The 19,616-nt window shown below is 70.6% G+C and carries 24 protein-coding genes; 20 read left to right on the plus strand and 4 right to left on the minus strand.

Annotated features, from left to right (window positions below; translation table 11 throughout):
* Positions 1-10 precede the first annotated feature (10 nt).
* Genes sctC through V8J38_RS08845 form a run of 10 tightly spaced genes read left to right on the plus strand, consistent with a single transcriptional unit; the run spans position 11 to position 8,181 of the window.
* A complete protein-coding gene (gene sctC, locus V8J38_RS08800) occupies positions 11-1,930 on the plus strand; it encodes a type III secretion system outer membrane ring subunit SctC (protein ID WP_291775201.1) in 1,920 nt (639 codons plus the stop codon).
* Between the two features lie 6 nt (positions 1,931-1,936).
* Positions 1,937-3,094, plus strand: coding sequence for a SctD/MshK family protein (locus tag V8J38_RS08805; protein WP_291775203.1), 1,158 nt, complete (start codon positions 1,937-1,939; stop codon positions 3,092-3,094).
* A 24-nt stretch (positions 3,095-3,118) separates the two neighbouring features.
* Positions 3,119-3,427 carry a hypothetical protein gene (locus tag V8J38_RS08810; protein ID WP_112999251.1) on the plus strand — a complete coding sequence of 103 codons (309 nt, stop codon included), beginning with the start codon at positions 3,119-3,121 and terminating at the stop codon, positions 3,425-3,427.
* 26 nt (positions 3,428-3,453) lie between these two features.
* Entirely contained in the window at positions 3,454-3,852 is a 399-nt protein-coding gene (locus V8J38_RS08815; RefSeq protein WP_088411497.1) for a hypothetical protein, read from the plus strand.
* Between the two features lie 11 nt (positions 3,853-3,863).
* On the plus strand, positions 3,864-4,586 hold the full coding sequence (gene sctJ / locus V8J38_RS08820; RefSeq protein ID WP_003164555.1) for a type III secretion system inner membrane ring lipoprotein SctJ: 723 nt from the start codon (positions 3,864-3,866) through the stop codon (positions 4,584-4,586).
* Positions 4,583-5,119 carry a hypothetical protein gene (locus tag V8J38_RS08825; protein WP_338575017.1) on the plus strand — a complete coding sequence of 179 codons (537 nt, stop codon included), beginning with the start codon at positions 4,583-4,585 and terminating at the stop codon, positions 5,117-5,119. The genes sctJ and V8J38_RS08825 overlap by 4 nt, the downstream gene beginning before the upstream one ends.
* On the plus strand, positions 5,116-5,727 hold the full coding sequence (locus tag V8J38_RS08830; protein ID WP_338575019.1) for a FliH/SctL family protein: 612 nt from the start codon (positions 5,116-5,118) through the stop codon (positions 5,725-5,727). The genes V8J38_RS08825 and V8J38_RS08830 overlap by 4 nt, the downstream gene beginning before the upstream one ends.
* Positions 5,724-7,043 (plus strand): FliI/YscN family ATPase, encoded by a 1,320-nt coding sequence (locus tag V8J38_RS08835; RefSeq protein ID WP_338575021.1) that lies wholly within the window; start codon positions 5,724-5,726, stop codon positions 7,041-7,043. Before V8J38_RS08830 ends, V8J38_RS08835 begins: the two co-directional genes overlap by 4 nt.
* A complete protein-coding gene (locus V8J38_RS08840; RefSeq protein WP_338575027.1) occupies positions 7,040-7,537 on the plus strand; it encodes a hypothetical protein in 498 nt (165 codons plus the stop codon). Before V8J38_RS08835 ends, V8J38_RS08840 begins: the two co-directional genes overlap by 4 nt.
* Positions 7,537-8,181, plus strand: a complete 645-nt coding sequence (locus V8J38_RS08845) for a hypothetical protein (protein WP_338575030.1) — start codon at positions 7,537-7,539, stop codon at positions 8,179-8,181. The genes V8J38_RS08840 and V8J38_RS08845 overlap by 1 nt, the downstream gene beginning before the upstream one ends.
* 9 nt (positions 8,182-8,190) lie before the next feature.
* Here the strand turns inward: V8J38_RS08845 and V8J38_RS08850 are convergent, their stop codons facing one another.
* Both V8J38_RS08850 and V8J38_RS08855 read right to left on the minus strand, forming a co-directional pair.
* Positions 8,191-8,853 (minus strand): hypothetical protein, encoded by a 663-nt coding sequence (locus tag V8J38_RS08850; protein WP_087139963.1) that lies wholly within the window; start codon positions 8,851-8,853, stop codon positions 8,191-8,193.
* An 18-nt stretch (positions 8,854-8,871) separates the two neighbouring features.
* A complete protein-coding gene (locus V8J38_RS08855; RefSeq protein WP_087139965.1) occupies positions 8,872-9,114 on the minus strand; it encodes a hypothetical protein in 243 nt (80 codons plus the stop codon).
* A gap of 110 nt (positions 9,115-9,224) precedes the next feature.
* Between V8J38_RS08855 and V8J38_RS08860 the strand changes: the two genes are divergently transcribed.
* The 7 genes from V8J38_RS08860 (at position 9,225) to V8J38_RS08890 (ending at position 14,616) form a co-directional block, all read left to right on the plus strand.
* Complete coding sequence (locus V8J38_RS08860) at positions 9,225-10,325, plus strand: sensor histidine kinase (RefSeq protein ID WP_338575037.1); 1,101 nt, start codon at positions 9,225-9,227, stop codon at positions 10,323-10,325.
* Positions 10,322-10,981 (plus strand): response regulator transcription factor, encoded by a 660-nt coding sequence (locus V8J38_RS08865; protein ID WP_338575040.1) that lies wholly within the window; start codon positions 10,322-10,324, stop codon positions 10,979-10,981. Before V8J38_RS08860 ends, V8J38_RS08865 begins: the two co-directional genes overlap by 4 nt.
* A gap of 2 nt (positions 10,982-10,983) precedes the next feature.
* Complete coding sequence (locus V8J38_RS08870) at positions 10,984-11,955, plus strand: FliM/FliN family flagellar motor switch protein (protein ID WP_338575043.1); 972 nt, start codon at positions 10,984-10,986, stop codon at positions 11,953-11,955.
* Position 11,956: 1 nt separating this feature from the next.
* Positions 11,957-12,616, plus strand: coding sequence for a type III secretion system export apparatus subunit SctR (gene sctR / locus V8J38_RS08875; protein WP_003164548.1), 660 nt, complete (start codon positions 11,957-11,959; stop codon positions 12,614-12,616).
* Between the two features lie 11 nt (positions 12,617-12,627).
* Positions 12,628-12,900 (plus strand): type III secretion system export apparatus subunit SctS, encoded by a 273-nt coding sequence (gene sctS / locus V8J38_RS08880; protein ID WP_003164547.1) that lies wholly within the window; start codon positions 12,628-12,630, stop codon positions 12,898-12,900.
* Positions 12,901-13,698, plus strand: coding sequence for a type III secretion system export apparatus subunit SctT (gene sctT / locus V8J38_RS08885; protein WP_087139975.1), 798 nt, complete (start codon positions 12,901-12,903; stop codon positions 13,696-13,698).
* 99 nt (positions 13,699-13,797) lie between these two features.
* Positions 13,798-14,616 carry a DUF1521 domain-containing protein gene (locus V8J38_RS08890; protein ID WP_338575049.1) on the plus strand — a complete coding sequence of 273 codons (819 nt, stop codon included), beginning with the start codon at positions 13,798-13,800 and terminating at the stop codon, positions 14,614-14,616.
* Between the two features lie 71 nt (positions 14,617-14,687).
* On the opposite strand, the gene V8J38_RS08895 is transcribed toward V8J38_RS08890, so the two are convergent.
* Positions 14,688-15,206 (minus strand): hypothetical protein, encoded by a 519-nt coding sequence (locus V8J38_RS08895; protein ID WP_338575051.1) that lies wholly within the window; start codon positions 15,204-15,206, stop codon positions 14,688-14,690.
* Positions 15,207-15,210: 4 nt separating this feature from the next.
* Positions 15,211-16,302: a LysM peptidoglycan-binding domain-containing protein gene (locus tag V8J38_RS08900; protein ID WP_338575054.1), complete on the minus strand. Its 1,092-nt coding sequence runs from the start codon at positions 16,300-16,302 to the stop codon at positions 15,211-15,213.
* Positions 16,303-16,509: 207 nt separating this feature from the next.
* Between V8J38_RS08900 and V8J38_RS08905 the strand changes: the two genes are divergently transcribed.
* From V8J38_RS08905 to V8J38_RS08915, 3 genes are all read left to right on the plus strand, one after another.
* Positions 16,510-17,961 carry a hypothetical protein gene (locus V8J38_RS08905; RefSeq protein WP_338575058.1) on the plus strand — a complete coding sequence of 484 codons (1,452 nt, stop codon included), beginning with the start codon at positions 16,510-16,512 and terminating at the stop codon, positions 17,959-17,961.
* Positions 17,962-18,002: 41 nt separating this feature from the next.
* On the plus strand, positions 18,003-18,581 hold the full coding sequence (locus V8J38_RS08910; RefSeq protein WP_338575060.1) for a hypothetical protein: 579 nt from the start codon (positions 18,003-18,005) through the stop codon (positions 18,579-18,581).
* A gap of 79 nt (positions 18,582-18,660) precedes the next feature.
* A complete protein-coding gene (locus V8J38_RS08915; RefSeq protein ID WP_338575062.1) occupies positions 18,661-19,566 on the plus strand; it encodes a hypothetical protein in 906 nt (301 codons plus the stop codon).
* Positions 19,567-19,616: the final 50 nt, after the last annotated feature.

Below are 19,616 nucleotides of genomic sequence, written 5' to 3' on the forward strand. Positions count from 1 at the left end.
CGGACCCTGCATGACGATCAAGACGCCGACCGCCCGCAAGAGCTTCAAGACCGCCCTCCTGGCCATGGCTTCCCTGGCCACGCTGCTCGGCCTGTCCGCGCCCGCTGCGGCGGGCGACCCGCCGATCGGCAACCAGACCCTGCAGATCGCCCCGCGCGAACAGCCGGTGGGTCAGTTCCTGCAAAGCTTCTTCGGCCAGCTGGGCGTGCCGGTGATCATCAGCCCCAACCTGCGAGGGACGGTGAACGGCGCCTTCAGCGGCCCGGCCTCGACCATCTTCAGCCAGGTGGCGGACGCCTTCGACCTGGTGGCCTATTACGACGGCGGGGCGGTCTACATCTATCAGACCTCCGAACTGACCAGTCAGTCGATCCCCGCCTCGCCGCAAATGCTGCGCCGCGTGCGCGCCACGGCGCAGGAAATGGGCCTGCTGGACAGCCGCAACACCCTTCAGCCCGCCGGGCAGATGCTGATCGCCAACGGCACCCGCCGCTTCATCCAGCAGATCGACGAGATCGCCCGGGCCGGCCCCGGCGCCCGCGCCGAAGCCGCCCAACCGACCTATGAGTATCGCGTCTTCACCCTGCGCTACGCCTGGGCCGAGGACGTGACCTTCGAGACGGCCCAGAGCGAAGTCACCATTCCAGGCGTCGCCTCCATCCTGCGCGCCATGGTCAGCAACGACCCGAACGGCGCCGTCGCCCGCCGCATCGAGACGCGACGCTCGCCGCGCGTCGGGGGCCTGCGCGGTCAGGGCCTGGCGTCGCAGGGCGCGGCGCAGAACGGACTGATGGACGCCAGCTATGTCGACGGCGGCTTCACCCCCACGCCGGACACGCTCGGTCTGGCGCTGGCGGATGAGCAGATGGCGGGCGGCGCGCCGGTCCAGCATGCGCGCATCCAGGCCGACACGCGCCTGAACGCCGTCATCGTGCGCGACACGGCCGACCGCATGGGCGCCTATGAGGCGCTGATCGCCGCCCTGGACAAGGAGCCGCAGCTTCTCGAGATCCAGGCCACCATCATCGACATCGACACCACCCGCGCCCGTCAGCTGGGCATCAGCTGGCGCTTCGACGACGGGCGCGGCGGAGTGCTGTTCGGCGACGGCACACGCAACGACGACCGCCTGCGTCGCGGCCAGGACATCACCCCGCGCAACAACGGCCTGGCCATCTCGACCATCATCGGCAACGGGGACTACTTCGTCTCGCGCATCACGGCGATGGAGGATGAAGGCGTCGCCCGCATCGTCTCGCGGCCGCAGATCGTCACCCTGTCGAACGTCCAGGCCCTGTTCGAGAACACCCGCAGCTTCTACGTCGGCCTGGAAGGCGAGCGGGACGTCGATCTCTACAACGTCACCGCCGGGACCACGCTGAAGGTCACGCCCCACGTCCTGCGCGACCAGAACCAGACCCGCATCCGGATGCAGATCCAGATCGAGGACGGCTCCCTGACCGACGCCGATGTCGACGACATCCCGGTCGTGCAACGTGCGGCCCTGAACACCCAGGCCATGATCCTGGAAGGCCAAAGCCTGCTGCTGGGCGGCATGGTGGTGCAGCAGGACGTCAACGCTGTGACCAAGGTGCCGGTGCTGGGCGACATCCCGGCTGTGGGCCTGCTGTTCCGTCGCTCGGAGCGTTCGACGGGCCGGATCGAGCGCCTGTTCCTGATCACGCCGCGCCTGGCCTCCATCGGCGAGGAAGCGCCTGCGCCGCGTCTCGACTTCGGCGCAATGCCCGGCTCGCCCGAAACCCAGCCCCTGCCCGCCGCCCCGGCCCTGCCCAAGGGCGGATCGCGCATGGGCTTCAACCAGGGTTCGGCGCCGAACGACCCCCTGCCCGCCCCGGCCGCTACGCCCGCCGTCGCCGTGCGCGAAGCGCCTCCCCCCGGCTTCACCCCCTATGAACCGGCCAAGGACTGATCCGCCATGCCCGCCGACGCCGTCGCCGCACCCGAGATCGAAAGCCTGGTCCTTCGCGTCCTGGCCGGGCGCGTGCGCGGCGCCTCGGCGCCTCTGGAACGGGGCCGCGTCATCGCCCTGGGTCATGACCTGGACGCCGACATCGTGCTGCGCGACGCCAGCGCCGAGGGAGTGCGGCTGACGCTGAAGGCGCGGGCGGACGCCGCCGACCTGGACCTGACCTCCGGCGCCGTGACCTTGCTGGGGCATGAGCTGACCGCCCCGGCCCAGGCCATCCTGCCCCTCTATCTGCCGCTGCTGATCGGCGACAACGCCGTCGCCATCGGCGAGGCCGAAAGCCCGCGCTGGAGCGAGGCCGAGCGCATCCTGGCCGCCGCCCGCCCCTTGCCGGACGATGACGGCGATGAGGACGCGGCACCGGCCGACGACGGCCGCAACTGGCAGTATCTACTGAACAACACCAACGCCCTGGTGTCGCGCTCGGCCAAGTTCGTTCCGGTGCTGCTGATCGCCGTGGTCACCATCTCGGCCCTTTTCGCCATCAGTTCGGGCATCCCCGCCTGGCCCAAGTCGCAGCCCAAGCCCGCCAAGGTTCAGGCCGTCCTGTCGGAGGAAGGCTTCGACAAGCTGGTCGTCATCAAGACCGAGGCCGGCGACCTGCGCATCGAGGGAATGCTGACCTCGGACGCCGAACGCGTGCGCCTGCAGCGCGTCCTGGCGGCCCGCGAATGGCGCCCCCGCCTGGAGCTTCAGACTCACGACGGCATCGCCCGCCAGGTCGAGGAGCTCTACCTCGCCAACGGGGTGAGGGCGGCCGCGCGCTCGGTCGGCGCGGGCATGGTGCGCCTGGACGTCACCGGCAGCGACCCTGACGAAGCCGCCCGTCTGGAGCGACTGGCCATGGGCGAGGTCAAGGGCCTGCGTCGCATCGACGTCAGCCTGCTGCCGGGCGCCGACGAGGGCGGCCGCTTCGAGGACATTCAACAGGGCGGCGGGAAGCGGGTGGTGTCGGTAATCGGCGGCGAGCGCGGCCACGTCACCACCGCCGACGGCGCCCGCTACTTCCCCGGCGCCGTCCTGCCGACCGGCCACCGCATCGTCTCGATCGAGGACACCCGCGTCCTGGTCGAGCGCAACGGCTCCCGTTCCGAACTCAACTTCTGACCCCAGCCCAAAAGGAGAATTCCCATGTCATCCCAAAGTCTGAACGGCCTCGGAATGCTGGCCGTCTCGCCCGGCCTGAACAGCGAGCGCGACAAGGCGCGCCCCGGCTCCTGGTTCGAGGCCATGGCCCATTCGTGGGGTCAGACCCTGGACGCCCAGGCCGGCCGCATCGTCGAACTGTCCGAACAGATCGGACCGGGCGGCGAGGACAAGCCCTCGACCATGGCCATGCTGACCGCCGAGTCGATGCGCATGAACTTCATGGCCAACTCCTCCTCCACCTCGACCGACTCCGTCGGCAAGGCGCTGGAGACCATGGCTCGCAAGAACTGAGCCCTTCATTTCAACAGGAGGGGCTTATGTCCTTCGAAGCTTCGGCCGCCGCAGCGGCCATGCCGCCCGAGATGCTGCAACCCCAGACGCAGCAGATCGACGTCGCCTACAACGCCACCCTCAGTCAGGCGGTGCAGTTCCAGAACCTGCTGCACGTCACGCCCCTGTCGGCTCCGGCCGCCCCGACCGAGCCCAACGGCGTCATGAAGACCATGATGGGCGCCCTGGAGCAGGTGAACGGTCAGGCCTCGGACCTCGCCGCCCTGGCCCAGGCCGCCGAAGGCAAGGCCGGCGGCATGACGCCGGGCGAGATGGTCATGATGACCGTCCGCGCGCACGAGTTCATGTTCAACTGCCAGCTCACCTCCAACATGGCCAACCGCACCTCGGACGGCCTGCAGCAGCTGTTCCGGCAACAGTCCTGAGGGAGGCGGTCATGCGAATCCGATCGCTCGCCGCCCTCGCGGGCGCAGCCCTCCTGCTCGCCGCCTGCGGCCAGCAGGAGCTTTACGGCGGCCTGACGGAACGCGACGCCAATGAGATGGTCGCCGTGCTCAAGGCTCAGGGGCTGGACGCCTCCAAGACCCGCGACGGCGACAATTGGGTGCTGAAGGCGGACCGCGGCGACTTCTCTCGCGCCGTCGCCCTGCTGCACGACCGGGGCTATCCGCGCCAGAACTTCGCCAGCATGGGCGAGGTCTTCCAGAAGGAGGGCTTCGTCTCCTCGCCGATGGAGCAGCGGATGCGCATGATGTACGCGCTGCAGCAGGAGCTGGGTCAGACCATCTCCTCCATCGACGGGGTGGTGCAGGCGCGCGTCCACATCGCCGTGCCGGAAAGCGATCCTCTGGCACAGGAGAAGCCGCCCTCCTCCGCCTCGGTCTTCATCAAGCATCGGCCCGACTACGACATCTCGGCCCAGACAGGTTCGATCAAGGCCCTGGTGGTCAACTCGATCGAGGGCCTGCCTTACGACAAGGTCACGGTCGTCGCCTTCCCGGCGTCCGAAGTCCTGACCCAGCCGCAAGCCCCGGCCGTCACCCAGCTCAGCTTGCCGCTGGGCGTGCTGATCCTGGGCGCGGCGGGACTGGGCATCTACGGCCTCTATCGGCGACCCAAGCCGCGCGCCAAGGCCGACGCCAAGCGAGGCGAGGCTTGACGTCGGGCGCCGTCAAGACCGAACGCGCCGCCCTGTGGCGCCGGGCCCGCGCCCTGGACGGCGCGGATGACGCCGCGCGCTCGCCGCGCGCGCGCGCCCTGGCTCGCCGCCTGACGCCGCCGCGCGCGCCGATGGACTACGCCGCCATCCTGAAGGCGCCCGCATGGTCGGCCCTGCCCCTGAACGAGCGCCGCCGCCTGGCTGCGACCTGCGGCGCCGTGCTTCTGGCCGAGCGGCTGGCGACCAGCATCGACGGACGGATGCTCGGCGTCGTCGGACGCAGCATCGGCGAAGGCGCGCTGGACGCCGTTCTGGCCATGCCCCCTGCCCAGCGGCCCGAGACGCCGCCGGTCGGCGCGCTGGACGCCGAGGCGCTGGAAGGTCTGGGCGCCGCCGCCCTGCTGGCCGGTCTGTCGGGCGAGACGGCCCGACGCCTGGCCGACGGCCTGGCTCCGCCCCTGCTGCGCCTCGACGCCCACCAAGCCGAGGCCGCGCGCCGTCTGGCCCTGCCCCTCTGCGGGGTCGCCGCATGAGCTTTCACCTGATCGCCGCCGCGCCCGACGCGGCCCTGCTGACCGACAGCCCCGTTATTCGCCGCGAGGAGCACGCCGTCGTGGAGACGGCGGTGGAACTTGTGGCTCAGGCCCAGGCGCGGCTGGCCGAAGTCGAAGCCCATCGCGCTTCTGAGGGCGAAGCGGGCCGCGCCGACGGCTACGCCGCCGGCTATGAAGCCGGGCTGACCGCCGCCGCCCGCGACGTGGCTGAACGCGCCGCCCGTCTGCACCGCGAGATGGAGGCCGAACGCGAGCGCCTGCGCGAGACCGCCGGACGCCTAGCGCTGGATGTGGTGCGCCGCATCGCCGCCGAACTGGCGCCCGAGGCCGTGCTGGCGGCCCTGGCCGAGCGGGCGGTGAAGGACGTCCTGCCCGAGGCGCCGGTCGTGGTTCACGTCGCGCCCGACGGCGTCGGCGCCGTCTCCACCCGGCTGTGGCCCATCGGCGCGGCGATCGAGGTGCGGCCTGACGACGCCCTGGCCCCCGGCGACTGCGTCATCGAGACCGCCGCCGGACGCAGCCACGCCGGACTTGAAGTCCAGCTGGCCGCCCTTGAGCGCGCCTTTGAGCGGGGGCGCGCCGCATGAGCCACGACGCCGTCGAACTGCGCCTGCACGACGCCCTGCGCCGCGCCCGCACCCTGGACCGGCGCGGTCGGGTCGTTCAGGCCTTCGGCACCACGGTGCGCGCCACCGGACTGAACGCCCGCATCGGCCAGCAGGTCGAGATCCACGACCCCGCCGGCGGCCCCGTGGTCAAGGCCGAGGTCGTGGGCCTGAGCGACGGCGCAGCCATACTGACGCCCCTGACCAGCCTGAACGGCCTCGGCCCCGAAGCCGAGGTCATCGCCGCCGACGACCGGACGGAAGTCCCCAGCGGCCCCGGCCTGCTGGGCCGGGTCATCGACGCCTTCGGCCGCCCGCTGGACGGCCTGGGCCCCATCGCGGGACCGGTCGCCCTGCGCGACGTCTATGCCGACGCGCCCAATCCGCTGGCCCGACCGCCGATCAGTGCCCTGTTCCCGACCGGCGTGCGCGCGGTCGATACGCTGCTGAGCGTCGGCGTGGGCCAAAGGGTCGGCGTCTTCGCCATGGCGGGCGGCGGCAAGTCGACCCTGATGGGAATGTTCGCCCGCCACTGCGCCGCCGACGTCAACGTCATCGCCCTGATCGGCGAGCGCGGGCGCGAGGTGCGCGAGTTCCTCGACGACAGCTTGGGATCGGAGGGCCTGGCCCGCTCGGTCGTGGTGGTCGCCACCTCAGACCGCCCGGCGATGGAGCGCGTCCGCGCCGCCCACGCCGCCACCGCCATCGCCGAAGGTTTCCGCGCCCAGGGCCTGCGCGTCATGCTGCAGATGGACTCCGTCACCCGCTTCGCCCGCGCGCTGCGCGAGATCGGCCTGTCGGTCGGCGAACCGGCCGTGCGGCGCGGCTTTCCGCCGTCGGTCTTCGCCGAACTGCCTCGACTGTTCGAACGGGCGGGCGCGATCGAGGGCGGCTCCATCACCGCCTTCTACACCGTGCTGATCGAGGACGAGGAAGGCGGCGACCCGATCGGCGAGGAGGTCCGCTCCATCCTGGACGGCCACGTCTATCTGTCGCGCAAGCTGGCGCAGGCGAACCACTATCCGGCCATCGACCCTCTGACGAGCCTGAGCCGCGTCTTCCCGCGCGTGACCTCGCCCGAGCATCAGGCGGCGGCGGGCAAGGTCCGCGCCTGGCTGGCCAAATACGCCGAGATCGAGTTCCTGCTGCAGATCGGCGAGTACAAGCCCGGCGGCGACCCCCTGGCCGACGAGGCCGTGCAGCGGATGCCCGCCCTTCGCGCCCTGTTGCAGCAAGGCGCGCATGAAGGCGTCGCGGCCGAGGCGGCCCTGGCCCAACTGGCTGAGGCGGCGTCATGAGCGGGCGCGACCGCATCACCCTGCTGCGGCGTCTGGCCCGACTGCGGGCGCAGAGGGTCGAGGCCGCGCGCCGTCTGGTCGCCGTCGCCCAGGACGCCCTGGCGCGGGCGCAGGCGGCGTTGCAGGCGCGCGAGGAGTCCATCGCCTCCCTGGGCCGCCACATCGAAACCCTGGACGAATGGTTCGCCTCGGGCGGGGGCGGCGACGCGCGTCTGATCGAAGGCGCCCTGTCGCGACGCGGCCTGATCGCCGACCGTCGCGAGGCTGAGACGGAAGCCCGCGCCGAGAACCAAAGCGCGGTCGAGGCCGCTCAGGCCGAGCGGGATCAGGCCCTGCGGGCCCTGATGCGCGCCACGGCCCGCCACGACGCCGTCGACGGCCAACTTCGTCGCGCCGTGGCCCTGCGCGCCGGACGCCGCGAGGACCAGGAACAGCTCGATTTCGAGGAACGGGGCCGCCCGCACCTGCAACTGCTTATGGGAGGCTGCGCCTGATGGCCGACGCCGTGAACAACTCCGCCCCCGCCCGGTCCGCGCCCGCCGCACGGTCCGCCAGTCCCGCCCCCTCGGCCTGGAGCGGCGGCGCCTTCGAGGCCGCCCTGGATCAGGCCGCCGCGCGGCGCCATGCGCTCGAATCGGGCGAGCGCCAGCCCCGCGTCGCCCGCCGTGACGAAGACGCCGAACCCGTCCGCGACCGCCCCGACGACGCGCGTCGCGAAGAGACAAAGGCCGACGACAAGGCGGACAAGGCCGAGGGCCAGTTGAATGTCGCAGGCGCGACCGGCCTGAACGGCGTCCAGGGCGGCCCCGCCGCCGTCGCCGGCTACACCGGCGACGTCGAAGCCATGGCGTCGATGATGGAGAAGGCCTGGCTGGCCGCTCAGGCCGACGCCGCCAAGGGGATGCAGGTGCAGTTCACCGACCGGACCCTGGCCCTGGCCGGGTTCGGGGTCATGCGGCTGGCCGACGGCGGCCTGACGCTGCAACTGGCCGCGCACCAACGGCCGACGCCCGAGCTGGAGCGCGCGCTGGAGCTGATGCGTCGTCGGCTGGAGGCGCGCGGCGTGGTCGTGTCCGAGGTGCGCGTCGCCCCCGCCGATCCCGACAGCGAGCATCGCCCGCCGGACGGGGTGCGGTGAGCCATGATCTCAGCGCGGCGTGAAATCCCAGCGGCCCTGGTCGCGATCGGCGCGGGCGGCGTCCAGCACGGCGCGCGCCGTCTCGGCTGGAGCGCGGCCCGCCGCCAGCCCCTCGGCGGTCAACCGCACCAAACGGCGACTCTGGCGATTATGCAGTCCTTCGGTCGGGCTATCGGCGTCCGCCGCCAGCTTTCCAGCATAGAGGCGCGCCGCCTCGGGCGAGGTCTGGATCAGGGTCAGCACCAGGGCGGCCGCGCGCTCGAACGCCTCGTCCTCCAGCGGCTGACCCACCACGTCGCGGGTCAGCCAGACGCACAGGAACTCCAGCGGCCCCACGCTGCGGGCGTTGGTCATCAGCCCCCCGCCGGGACCGGACAGGCTCGAAAAGGCCGCCGCGCCCCAAGCCGGCAGGCGCGTGGCGGGCAGGCGATCGGTCGTCAGGGCGCGGGCCAGGGCGTCGGCGGCCAGACGCCGCGCCTCCTCGTCGCCGAAGCGCGCCACGGCGGCCAGCAGTTTGACAAAGCCGGGATAGAGCGCCTCGCCCAGACCGTCGCAGACGCGCTGCAGCACGGTGACGCGCGCATCGGGCGTCGACTGGCCATGCAAGCCGTCGATCAGGGCCTGGGCCGCGCCGGCCCAGTCGGGTTCAGCCTTGAGAACGAGATCGGTCACGATGACCGAGGCATAGCCTCAGCCGAAGCCGTTGTCGCGGGTTTCGGTCAGATGATCGGCGATGACGCGGGCGGCCACGTCCATGTCCAGCCGGTCCGACACCCGCACGCGCACATCGTCGCCGGCGAAGGCGGTGAAGTCGCCGAAGGCCTGACCGCCGCGACCGTGAGCCCGCGCTTCGGCGCCCAGCGGCGTCGAGGCCGACAGATCGCGCGACCAGACGCCGGACAGGGGCGCGTTGTCGGTGCGGATCGTGGTCATGGCGGTCTCCTCGACGTGGAACGCTCCACGCTAGGCCGCCAATCTAGGCGCATCGACGGGCCCTCGCCATGCGGGACTTCCCTAGCCGCCTGCGGACCGGAGGCGCGCCGATGACCGTCGCCCTTCGCCCGCTCGACGCGCCGCAATGGACCGACGCCGCACTCTCGACGCTGAACATCTGCGCCGCCGCCTTTGACGCGCGCGGCCTGACCTGGCGCTCCCCCGCCTTCGCCGCCGCCTTCCCCGAGTGGCGCGAGGGCGAGGCCCTGCCGGTCGTCGAAACCCGCCTGCCCGGCCTGTCCGAGGCGATCGCGGCGGCCCGGCGCGAGGGCTCCTCGGACGCCCTGATCGTCCAGCCGGGCGGCCGCCGGGTGCATGACGCCCGCCTGGCCCTGTCCGACAGCTTGGTCTTCCTGGAGCTGTCCGACGCCGCCGAGCGGCAGGAGGCCCAGCAGCGTCACCTGGCCGACCGTGAGGAACTGCTGACCACCTCGCGCGTGCTGTCGGTGGGCGAGATGGCCACCATGATCGCCCATGAACTGAACCAGCCGATCGGCTCCATCGCCAACATTCTGCGCGGGCTGAAGGCGCGGCTGCAACGCGGCGCCCTGACGGTTGAGACCGGCGCCGAGGCCCTGGACCGCGCAACCGAGCAAGCCCTCTACGCCTCGGGCGTCATCCAGCGCGTCCGCACCTTCGTCGATCAACGCCAACCCCAGGTGCAGCGGCTGGATCTGGCCCGCCTGGCTCGCAACACCCTGGATCTGCTGGACTGGGAGATCACCCGCGACCGGGTGACGGCGCGCGCCGCCACGCCGCCGGACCTGCCCGCCGTCCTGGGCGATCCGATCATGATCCAGCAGGTGCTGGTCAATCTGGCGCGCAACGCCCTGGACGCCATGCGCGGCGTCGACCTGCCCCGGCGCGAACTGACCATAGAGGCGCGCCACAGCCTGGACGCGCGCCAAATCGAGCTGACCCTGACCGACACCGGGCCGGGCGTGCCGGAAGAGGCGTCCGCCCGCGTCTTCTCGCCCTTCTTCAGCACCCGCAGCGGCGGCATGGGCGTCGGCCTAGGCATCTGCCGCTCGATCATCGAACTGCATCGCGGCCGCCTGTGGTTCACGCCCGGCGAGACGGGCGGCAGCGTCTTTCACATCGCCCTGCCGCTGGCCGCGGCCGAAACCCCGACCGAGGAGGCCCGCCCATGAGCGCCGTCGCAACACCGGCTGACGGGCCGTCCGGCCGCATCTGCCTGGTCGACGACCACGCCGAGTTCCGCCAGTCCGCCGCCTGGTGGCTGGAAAGCCTGGGCTATGAGGTCGAGTGCTGGGAAGAGCCCGCCGCCTTTCTGGAGGCCATGACCGAGCGCCCGGCCGAACCCGCCTGCTTCCTGCTAGACGTGCGGATGCCGGGCATGTCGGGGCTGGAGCTGATGGAGGCGGCGCGCGAGCGTGGACTGGACCAGCCGGTGATCTTCATGACCGGCCACGGCGACGTGCCCCTGGCGGTCGAGGCCATGCGGCGCGGCGCCGTCACCTTCCTGGAGAAACCCTTTCAGGAGAAGGCGCTGGAAGAGGCCATCGCCCTGGCCTTCCGCACCACGCAATCGGAAACAGAAGACGAAACAACCGCTTCTCCGCTGTCCCTCGCCTATCAGGAAAGGTTGTCTCGCCTGACCGCGCGTGAACGCGAGGTCATGAATCTGGTCGTGGCCGGTTCCTACAACAAGGTCATCGCCTATGACCTGGGCATCAGCCCCAAGACGGTCGAACTGCACCGCGCCCGCATCATGACCAAGATGGAGGCGCCGACCCTGACCCATCTGGTCCGCATGGCGGTGTCCGGCCAGGCCGAGGAGGCGTGAGCGTGGCCCTGGACGCCCTGCCCTCCTCGCTCGCGCCCGCGCGCCCGCCCCAGCTGGACGAGCCGACCGCACGCGCACGCGCCGCCGTCGTCGCCGCCCTGGACGGTCTAGTTTTGGACGGACTGCGCGCCAGCGTTCTGATCCCCGATCACGACGAGACCTTCGTCGGCGAGCAGGTCGCCTTCGCCACGCCGCACGGCCCCGTCCGCGTCGCGCCCCTGACGATCGACGGCGCGGCCTTCGAGAACGGCGACCACGCCGCTTTGCTGGCCGCCATCTCGACGCTGGAGCCGCTGCTGGCGGCGCTGGAGGATGCCGGCGCCGAAGCGCTGACGCCGGTCGGCGTGCGTTCGGACGCCCCCGAGGCGGCGCACGTCGAGGTCCGCCTCAGCGACGGCGAGCGCACTTTGAATGAGGCGCGCCTGTCCCTGCCGCCCGCCCTGGCCCTGCGCCTGCGCCGTGTCGGCGATCAGCCGCCGGGGCTGAACCTGCCCCTGCCGGTTCGTCTGCTCATCGAGGGGCCACGACTGTCGCCCGACGATCTGTCGAGCCTGCGCGCGGGCGACCTGTTGCTGATCCCCGCTCCGGAGAGAGCCTGGTCCGCGCGCCTGTCGATTCCCGGCGGGACGGTCGTCGGCCTGTTCGCCCCCGCGTCCCGAAACTTCACCCATCAACGCAAGGAAAGCCGCATGACCGAGGCCGCCGCCCCGCCTGCCGAAGACGAGCATGGACTGACGCCGGGGGCTGACACGCCGATCGCCGTGACGGTCGATCTGGGCGAGACCGCCGCGCCGCTGAAGACCCTGACCGAGCTGCGCCCCGGCGCCGTCCTGCCCCTGACCGGACTGGACGCCGAGATGCGCGTCACCCTGCGCAGCGCCGGCCAGGCCTTCGCGCGCGGCCGTCTGGTGTCCCTGGGCGAGGCCTACGCCGTGCTGATCGACGCCGTCGCCGACCCGAAGGAGGCCGTCTGACATGGACCTGTCCCAGTTCTCGCCGGGTTCGGCGCTCGTCACCGTCATCCTGCTGGCGCTCGCGCCCTTCGTGGCGGTGATGGTGACGTCCTTCACCAAGATCGTGGTGGTGCTGTCCCTGCTGCGCAACGCCCTGGGCCTGCAGCAGGTGCCGCCGAACATCGTGCTGAACGGCATGGCGCTGATCCTGACGCTCTACGTCATGTTCCCGGTCGGCCAGCGCATGGCCGAAGCCACCAACCACATGCCGCCCACCGCCGCCCTCAGCGACACTCAGCAGTTGTTCGCCTATGCCGACAGCGCCAAGGAGCCGCTGCGCGACTTCCTGATCAAGCACTCGTCCGAGCGCGAGCGCGCCTTCTTCCTGCGCACCGCCCAGCGCATCTCCACGCCTGAAAAGCGCGCCGAGATCACCGCGCGGGACTTCCTGGTCGTCGTGCCCGCCTTCACCGTGTCGGAGCTGGCGACGGCCTTCCAGATCGGCTTCCTGATCTTCCTGCCCTTCCTGATCATAGACCTAGTGGTGTCCAACATACTGTTGGCGATGGGGATGATGATGCTGTCGCCGACCACAGTCTCCCTACCGTTCAAACTGCTCTTGTTCGTGCTGATCGACGGGTGGGTGAAGCTGTCCCACGGCCTTGTGCTCAGTTACGTCTAGGAGAGCGCCCCATGATGAACGCCCAGGCCATCGAGCTCGTCAATCAGGCGCTCTGGCTCGTCCTGTTCCTGTCGGCCCCGCCGATCATCGCCGCCTCCATCGTCGGCCTGATCGTGGCGGTGATCCAGTCGGCGACGCAGCTTCAGGAACAGACCCTGCAGTATACGGCCAAATTCTTCGCCATCGTGCTGACCCTGTTCGCCACGGCGGCGCTGATCGGCGGCTCGCTGTATCAGTTCAGCGACCGCATCTTCACCGAGTTTCCGGCCCTGGTGCGCCGCTAGGTGTTCGAGGGTCTGGACAGTCTGTTCGACAACGCCATCCTGGTGGCGGTGTCGACCACGCGGGTGGCGACGACCTTCCTGCTGATGCCGCTGCTGTCGCCGCAGACGGTGCCGGCGATGGTCCGCAACTCAATCTTCCTGGTGTTCGGCCTGGCGGTGCTGACCATGCAGCCGCAGGTGGCCCAGATGACCCTGCCGACGGTTCAATGGATCCTGCTGTTCGGCAAGGAGGCTCTGGTCGGGGTGGTCATCGGCTTCTTCTTCGCCACCATGCTCTGGGCGTTCGAGGCCGCCGGCCAGATCATCGACACCAAGGTCGGAGCCACCATGGCCCAGGTGGTGGACCCGCTCAGCGGGCATCAGACCTCGCTGAACGGCGAGTTCCTGGGGCGGCTGGCCAACTTCGTCTTCATGTTCTCGGGCGGCCTGCTGCTGCTGGTCGGCACCATACTGGACAGCTTCGTCATCTGGCCCATCGGCAGCCTGACGCCGGTGCTGACCATGAGCAGCCTCAGCCTGTTCGAGGGCGAGTTCACGCGGCTGATGACGCTGGCCGTGCTGTTCGCCTCGCCGGTTCTGGTGGTGCTGTTCGTCACCGACGGCGCCCTGGGCCTGGTCAACCGCTATGCGCCGCAGTTGAACGTCTTCTCCCTGTCGCTGTCTATCAAGGCGTGGCTGGCGACGCTGATCATCCTGATCATGATGACCGGCCTGGTGCAGACCCTGCTGAACGAGATCATGGGCCGCCACGACACGGTTCTGGAGGTGTTGAAGGCGATGGGGCGGCGCTCGGGCTAGGAAGCTAGGGTCGTCCCTGATGGGAACCGTCCCGACTGTGAAGCCCCGCCCCCGCGTGGTCCGATGTCGATCAGCACGATCAACTTGGGGCCGCACGCGATGACCAACATCAACACCGCCTTCTCCACCGCCGTCGGGACGCTCGCGCTCGGCGCGGTGGCCGACCGTATGGCCACGGCGGCCAACTTCGCCCAGATGGGCTTCCAGTTGGGCGTGATGCTCAACGGCGCCTTCCAGCCCGCCGCCCCCGCCTTCTCGGCCTCCATGCCACAGGACGGCAAGGCCACGGTGGACCTGGGCGACGGCTATACGCTGGAGATCAACGAGGCCAACTCCGAGTTCGTGGTGCGCGACGCCGACGGCAACGTCACCCAGATCTGGGGCGATCCGCACTTCAACTACAACGGCCAGCACGTCGGCGACTTCTGGGACACCATGACCCTGGAGCTCGAGAACGGGACTAAGATCACCGTCAACACCGAGCCCTTCGGCAACAACCCCAACGCCACCGTCACCAGCCAGCTGGTCATCACGCGCGGCGACCAGGCCATGATCATCGACGGCGTCAGCCAGAACCAGCTGGGCGACCTGAACATCAGCATGAGCAACAACGGCTACGCCATCGACGCCGCCTATCGCGACGGCCTGACCATCCGCGAGGACGACGCCGTCAGATCGGGCTGGACCAGCGGCATCACCGGCGACGCCGTCAGCCAGGAAGACTTCAACCTGACCAAGATCGGCAACGCCGGCCTGCCCGAGGCGCTTCAGGCCTTCAGCGACGCTCTGCGCGGCGTCCTGGGCGCCTGGCTGCTGACCGGCGTGTTGAGCGGATTGGCCGAAGCCCTGGGCGGCGCCTCTGAAACCAGCGAGCCCGGCAGCCCGCGCATCGCCCTCGGCCCAACGCCGACGCGCTGAACTTCACCTGCGGTTCAGTGTGGAACCCCGCGGACTTCGGTCCGCGGGGTTTGCTTTTCAAGGGATCTGCCTCAGCGCCGCTCCAGTGAAGCGGTCGCAGCGTCCACCATGCGGGCGAACTGCTCGACGGCGCTGTCGCGGGCGGCGGCGGGGCCTTCTTCACGCGCCAGGCCCGCCGCCAGGGCGCGCAGCATCGGCTCGACCATGGAGGGCGCGGTCAGGTGCGGCGTCGCGCGGGCGTGATCCTGAACCGCGCGCACGAAATCGGTCAGGGCGCGGTCGATGCGGCCCGTTTCGATCGGAGAGACGGCGCTCAGCCGCGCCGCGACCGCCTGGCCGGTCTGTGCGGCCAGCACGCGCATGTCGCCGCCGACCACCGCCCCGCCCTGCTGGCCCTGCTCGGCCCAGACCTGAGACAGGGCCACGCCGCGATCCAGACTGTCCGCCGGATCAGGCAGGACCGCGCCGGCCAGTTCGGCCATGGCGTGAACAGCGGCGCCGACCGCCAATGAGCGGCTGTCGGCAGAAGACGCCCCGGCGGAGACCGCCGAGGCGCCGGACGCGCCAGAGATGGCGCTGGTTTCAGTCATGCAATCAGCGGCCGTCCAGCATGTTCAGGGCGTCGCGGCGCTCGTCCTCGAACCGCTGGGCCACCCCCGCCTGGACATCGGCGCGCGAGCTGGAGAAATAGGCCAGTTCGCCGTTGCCGTCGCGACGGCCGCGCTCGTCATAGACGGCGTTGATCAACGCGCGGTCATAGTCGGGGCTGGAGGCGTCGATCCCCTGGCGCTCGACCGCCGCCATGGCGCGGGTGACGACCGCCGTGTTCGGACCGTGATGGACCGAGGTCGACCACACCACGTCCTGAAGCGCGTGCGAGCGGTTGGAGATGTCGAGGCCCGCATTCTCGATCCGGGCGGACTGCACGTCATAGTGGGTGCGTTCGATGAAGGCGTGCTGGGCGGCCTGGAAGGCTTCCGGTTCGCGCGCGGCGATGGCGCGCCAGGTGTCGGAAAAGGCGCGCGTGCCCGCCGCCGCCCCGCCGAACTCATCGGCCCAGCGCGCGCCGTCAGCGGCCAGGAACTCCTGCGGCCGGTTGCGGTTCACCGCCAGCTGATAGGAGCCGTAGGACACCCCGCCCGGATCGCCCGAGCCGGAAGACACCGTGCCGGGACCTCGCCCGCCGGTCTCATAGCGCGCCGACAGGGCGCCCAGGTTCGGATTGACGCCTTCCTGCCCAGCCGCCGTCGCTTCAGCGGCGGGTTCGGAAGCCGGCGTCGCCATCTCGGGCGCCGCGCCGTTCAGACGAATCTGCTGACCAACCTGGATCCGCGACGGATTGGCGATGCCGTTGTCCGCCGCCAGCTCGCGCCAACTCATCCCGTATTGCTGGGCGATACCCGACAGGGTGTCCCCGCCGCGCACCGTATGGGAGGCGGCCGCCTCGGCCTGTACGGCGCCCCGGCCTTCCGCCGCGCCGGCCGGCAGGGTGACGGTCTGGCCGGGATGGATCAGGTTCGGATTGGTGATCTGGCGGTTCGCCGCCAAGAGGTCGCCCACGCTGACGCCATAGCGTTCAGCAATGGCGGACAGGGTCTCGCCCGAGCGGACGGTGTGGGCGGGCGCTGAGCCTTGGACGCCGGCGGCGGCTGACTGACTGGCGGCGGAAGAAGCGGCGAGAGACATGGGTCGGCTCCAGAAGACGCGGTGATCCGTGCAGCCATTCTGCTGTCTGTCCGCGCGCCTGAAATCTGGGGGCTTTCCCTAGCGGCGCCGTTCGCAGGCGGCCCGGCATAGGGGATGTCCCTAGCTAAGGACGCCCCCAGCTTATGCCGCCGCCGTCCCGGCCATAGGCTCGCCCCAGTATTCGCTCGTATCGTGCAGGAGCCGGTCATGACCGTCACGCCTCTTTCGCCGTCCGTCGACACCCGCGCCCTGGCTTCGCCCGTCAGCGGCCCCGTCGCTGGATCGCCCTCGACCAGCCGGGTCGATCAGGCGCTGAACACGATCCGCGACCGCCTGGACGAAGGCTTCTTCAACGACGTCTCCCAGGGCGACCTACGAGACATCAACGCCACGCTGAACGGCCTGACGGCGGACGAGCGCAACGCCGTCGTCTCCGAACTGTCCGACGACGAGCTGAACAAGTGGACTGACGAGCTCGACAACTCCGGCTTCCTCGGCATGGGCGGCGGGCTGAACGTGGACGAGCGCCGCGACCTGCACACGACGCTGGGCGGCTCGCTGGACGCCACCCAGCTGGAGCGCGTCTACAACGCCTATGACAACCGCGAGCAGAAGCTTGAGCTGGCGCAAGGCGTCGCCGCCCACGCGACATCCGACGTGAAGACCGGCTTCATCGCCGCCCTGGCGCCCCAGACGACCGAGGCCGACGGCATGGGCGGCGTGATGATCTCCGATCAGGGCGACACCGAAGGCCTGGCCGTGGCCCATGTGCTGGGCAGCCTGGGCGGCAACGCCTCGGCGCTGAGCACCGCTTATGGATCGTTGAGCGACACCCAGCTGTCGGCCGTCTTCGAGGCCGGGACCCAGCAGACCATGTACACGAACATGCAGGGAGGCGTGCCGACCTACAGCTATGACGCCGGACCGCTGGCCGCCGCCGTCGACGCCGCCGCCACCAGTCCCGACGCCGAGCTGAAGGCGCGGGTGTTCGAACTGGCGGGGCGCCAGATGGCCAGCGTCTCGGGCGCCAACGGCGTGCTGACGCCGTCGATCGGAACCGGCGACGCCGCCGACGAAATTCGCGCCAGCATGGAGGGCCTGCTGAAATCCGACGTCAACGGCGTGGTCGAGGCGCTGGAGCAGGACTATCAGGCCGGCAAGGGCATGACCGCCTTCCTGCAGGAGACTCTGGGCCAGGACGGCGGCGCCGACACGATCCGCGGCCTGGTCGACCAACTGGCGCGCGGCAATGATCTGAAGGGCGACATGCTGCAACGCTTCACCGCCCCGACGCAGCAGGACGGCGGCGTCTTCTATCCGGCCGCCGAGCGCATGGGCTACTTCTCCGGCGCCCTGCATGAAGCCTTCGAGGGCGTGAACAAGGGCGCCGCCGAGAACGTCGAGACTCTGAAAACCATCTTCGGCTTCGCGACCGGCAAGCTGCCCGGACCGGGCGTCAGCGATGCGACCGGCTGGCTGAGCGACCAGGTCTTCGACACGGCCCTGAGCCAGTATCAGAGCGGCCAGGCCGATCTGTTCGAGAGCATCGTGGCCCTGACGACCCCGACCGGCGCGGACGGCCGCCGCCCCTATGACGGCCCGGCTGAAGTCAGCTACAACGAGGGCTGGGAGTCCGTGACGCGGATCCCGCTGAACTGATCCTCAGAGTCTGGCCGCGCCCGGACGGAAAGGACGCGGCCTTGCCTGCCCCCCGTTGGCTTCCGATCCTGGCGACCCTGACCATGCTGACCGCCTGCGACTCCTCCCCCGAGACGCCTGAAACCACGCCCTCGGCCGTCATCACGAGCGAGAGTTTCATCGCAGCCGCCGCACGGATCGACGCGACGTCCCTGCCCGCCCTGGCCGCCGCCGTGGACGCCGACCCTTCGGGCGTGGCGAACCAGCTTCAGAGCGGCCTCGGCGGTCGCCGCGCCTTGCAGGCCTACGCCGCCGCCATGCTGGAGGACGGACAGGCGACGCATCTGGGTCGGCAATGGGCGGCGCTGACGGCCGATGTCCCCGCCCTGTCCGCCTCTGAACAGAAGGACGGCGGCGTCTGGCATCCCCGCGCCGAGGACGCAGGCTTCTTCACTGGCGGAATCGCCGCCGCGCTGTCGCAAAACCCCAAGGCCCTGCCCGACTTCGCTCAAGGCGCAGGCGTCGCCCCGCCCGCTCCCGGCCAGGACGTCGCCGAATGGCTGTCAGCGCGCATCGACGCCTTGCCTCGCCCCGCCCGCGCCGCCTTCGACCAGGCCCTGCACGCAGGCGCGGTGCGTTAAGACCCCACTCTAGGGAAGACCCTAGCAGCGCGGTTCGGCGAGCAGCGATAGGGTGACTGCATAGGATCGGGAGGCGACCATGCAGATCGACCGGATCGGCGCGACATCGTTCCAACCTCAGACGACGCCCGCGACGGCGCGCTTCGACGACGATCCGCGCGTCGCCCTGGACTGGGCGCCGCCGCCCGCCGCGCCGGTTCCGGCTCAGGCTGCGGCCGCCCCCGCCCGTTCGGACAATGTCGTCGACCTGGACGCCGCGCGCACGCATCTGGCGCTGTCGGCCGACGTCTACAACGACACGCCTTCGCCGCCTGACGGCTGGCGCGTAGCCGGACCGGACGACCTGGACCGCTTGCGGTTGACGCCCGACCTGCTGGAGCGCGCCGATTCCGAATTCCGCGCCCGCGTCTATGTCAGCGACGAGGGCGGCCAGGCCCGCTACGTCGTCGCCTTCCGCGGCTCCCAGGCGGGCGAGGACTGGCTCAACAACGGCCAGCAGGCGCTGGGGCTGTCCTCGGAGCACTATGACAAGGCCCTGCGCATCGGCCAGAGACTGGCCGCCGTCGAGGCGGACGTCACCCTGACCGGCCATTCGCTGGGCGGCGGCATGGCCTCGGCGGCGTCCCTGGCGTCGGGCCACGACGCAGACACCTTCAACGCCTCCGGCCTGCACGCCTCGACGATCGAGAGCGCGCAGGCGGGCGGACGCCCCACGCCCGACATCGACGCCTTCTACCTCAAGGGCGATCCGCTCAGCCTGCTGCAGGACGGCGGCGATCGGATCATTCTGGGCGGTCTGGGGACGGCTCTGCTCGGCCCGCTCGGCGGCGTGGTCGGCGGATGGGCGGGCGACGCGCCCGGGGCCGTAGGCGACCGCATCGCCGTATCCCCGACCCCGCCCGAGGACAAGTCCTGGTGGAACTGGACGCCCGGCGCATTGCACGGCGTCGAATGGTTCCAGTCCAGCCTGGACGCCATGCGATAAGGAGGCGGAACGGCCTCGACCCGCAGGCCGTTCAACGCCAAGATGCGCCT

The sequence above is a fragment of the Brevundimonas olei genome (assembly GCF_037055245.1).
GTDB classification, from domain to species: domain Bacteria; phylum Pseudomonadota; class Alphaproteobacteria; order Caulobacterales; family Caulobacteraceae; genus Brevundimonas; species Brevundimonas olei.

Excerpts from the sequence above, each read along its gene's own strand:
- sctC (WP_291775201.1), top strand. The coding sequence starts at position 11 with ATGACGATCAAGACGCCGACCGCCCGCAAGAGCTTCAAGACCGCCCTC.
- V8J38_RS08805 (WP_291775203.1), top strand. The coding sequence starts at position 1,937 with ATGCCCGCCGACGCCGTCGCCGCACCCGAGATCGAAAGCCTGGTCCTT.
- V8J38_RS08810 (WP_112999251.1), top strand. The coding sequence starts at position 3,119 with ATGTCATCCCAAAGTCTGAACGGCCTCGGAATGCTGGCCGTCTCGCCC.
- V8J38_RS08815 (WP_088411497.1), top strand. The coding sequence starts at position 3,454 with ATGTCCTTCGAAGCTTCGGCCGCCGCAGCGGCCATGCCGCCCGAGATG.
- sctJ (WP_003164555.1), top strand. The coding sequence starts at position 3,864 with ATGCGAATCCGATCGCTCGCCGCCCTCGCGGGCGCAGCCCTCCTGCTC.
- V8J38_RS08830 (WP_338575019.1), top strand. The coding sequence starts at position 5,116 with ATGAGCTTTCACCTGATCGCCGCCGCGCCCGACGCGGCCCTGCTGACC.
- V8J38_RS08835 (WP_338575021.1), top strand. The coding sequence starts at position 5,724 with ATGAGCCACGACGCCGTCGAACTGCGCCTGCACGACGCCCTGCGCCGC.
- V8J38_RS08840 (WP_338575027.1), top strand. The coding sequence starts at position 7,040 with ATGAGCGGGCGCGACCGCATCACCCTGCTGCGGCGTCTGGCCCGACTG.
- V8J38_RS08845 (WP_338575030.1), top strand. The coding sequence starts at position 7,537 with ATGGCCGACGCCGTGAACAACTCCGCCCCCGCCCGGTCCGCGCCCGCC.
- V8J38_RS08855 (WP_087139965.1), bottom strand. The coding sequence starts at position 9,114 with ATGACCACGATCCGCACCGACAACGCGCCCCTGTCCGGCGTCTGGTCG.
- V8J38_RS08860 (WP_338575037.1), top strand. The coding sequence starts at position 9,225 with ATGACCGTCGCCCTTCGCCCGCTCGACGCGCCGCAATGGACCGACGCC.
- V8J38_RS08865 (WP_338575040.1), top strand. The coding sequence starts at position 10,322 with ATGAGCGCCGTCGCAACACCGGCTGACGGGCCGTCCGGCCGCATCTGC.
- sctR (WP_003164548.1), top strand. The coding sequence starts at position 11,957 with ATGGACCTGTCCCAGTTCTCGCCGGGTTCGGCGCTCGTCACCGTCATC.
- sctS (WP_003164547.1), top strand. The coding sequence starts at position 12,628 with ATGATGAACGCCCAGGCCATCGAGCTCGTCAATCAGGCGCTCTGGCTC.
- V8J38_RS08890 (WP_338575049.1), top strand. The coding sequence starts at position 13,798 with ATGACCAACATCAACACCGCCTTCTCCACCGCCGTCGGGACGCTCGCG.
- V8J38_RS08895 (WP_338575051.1), bottom strand. The coding sequence starts at position 15,206 with ATGACTGAAACCAGCGCCATCTCTGGCGCGTCCGGCGCCTCGGCGGTC.
- V8J38_RS08900 (WP_338575054.1), bottom strand. The coding sequence starts at position 16,302 with ATGTCTCTCGCCGCTTCTTCCGCCGCCAGTCAGTCAGCCGCCGCCGGC.
- V8J38_RS08905 (WP_338575058.1), top strand. The coding sequence starts at position 16,510 with ATGACCGTCACGCCTCTTTCGCCGTCCGTCGACACCCGCGCCCTGGCT.
- V8J38_RS08915 (WP_338575062.1), top strand. The coding sequence starts at position 18,661 with ATGCAGATCGACCGGATCGGCGCGACATCGTTCCAACCTCAGACGACG.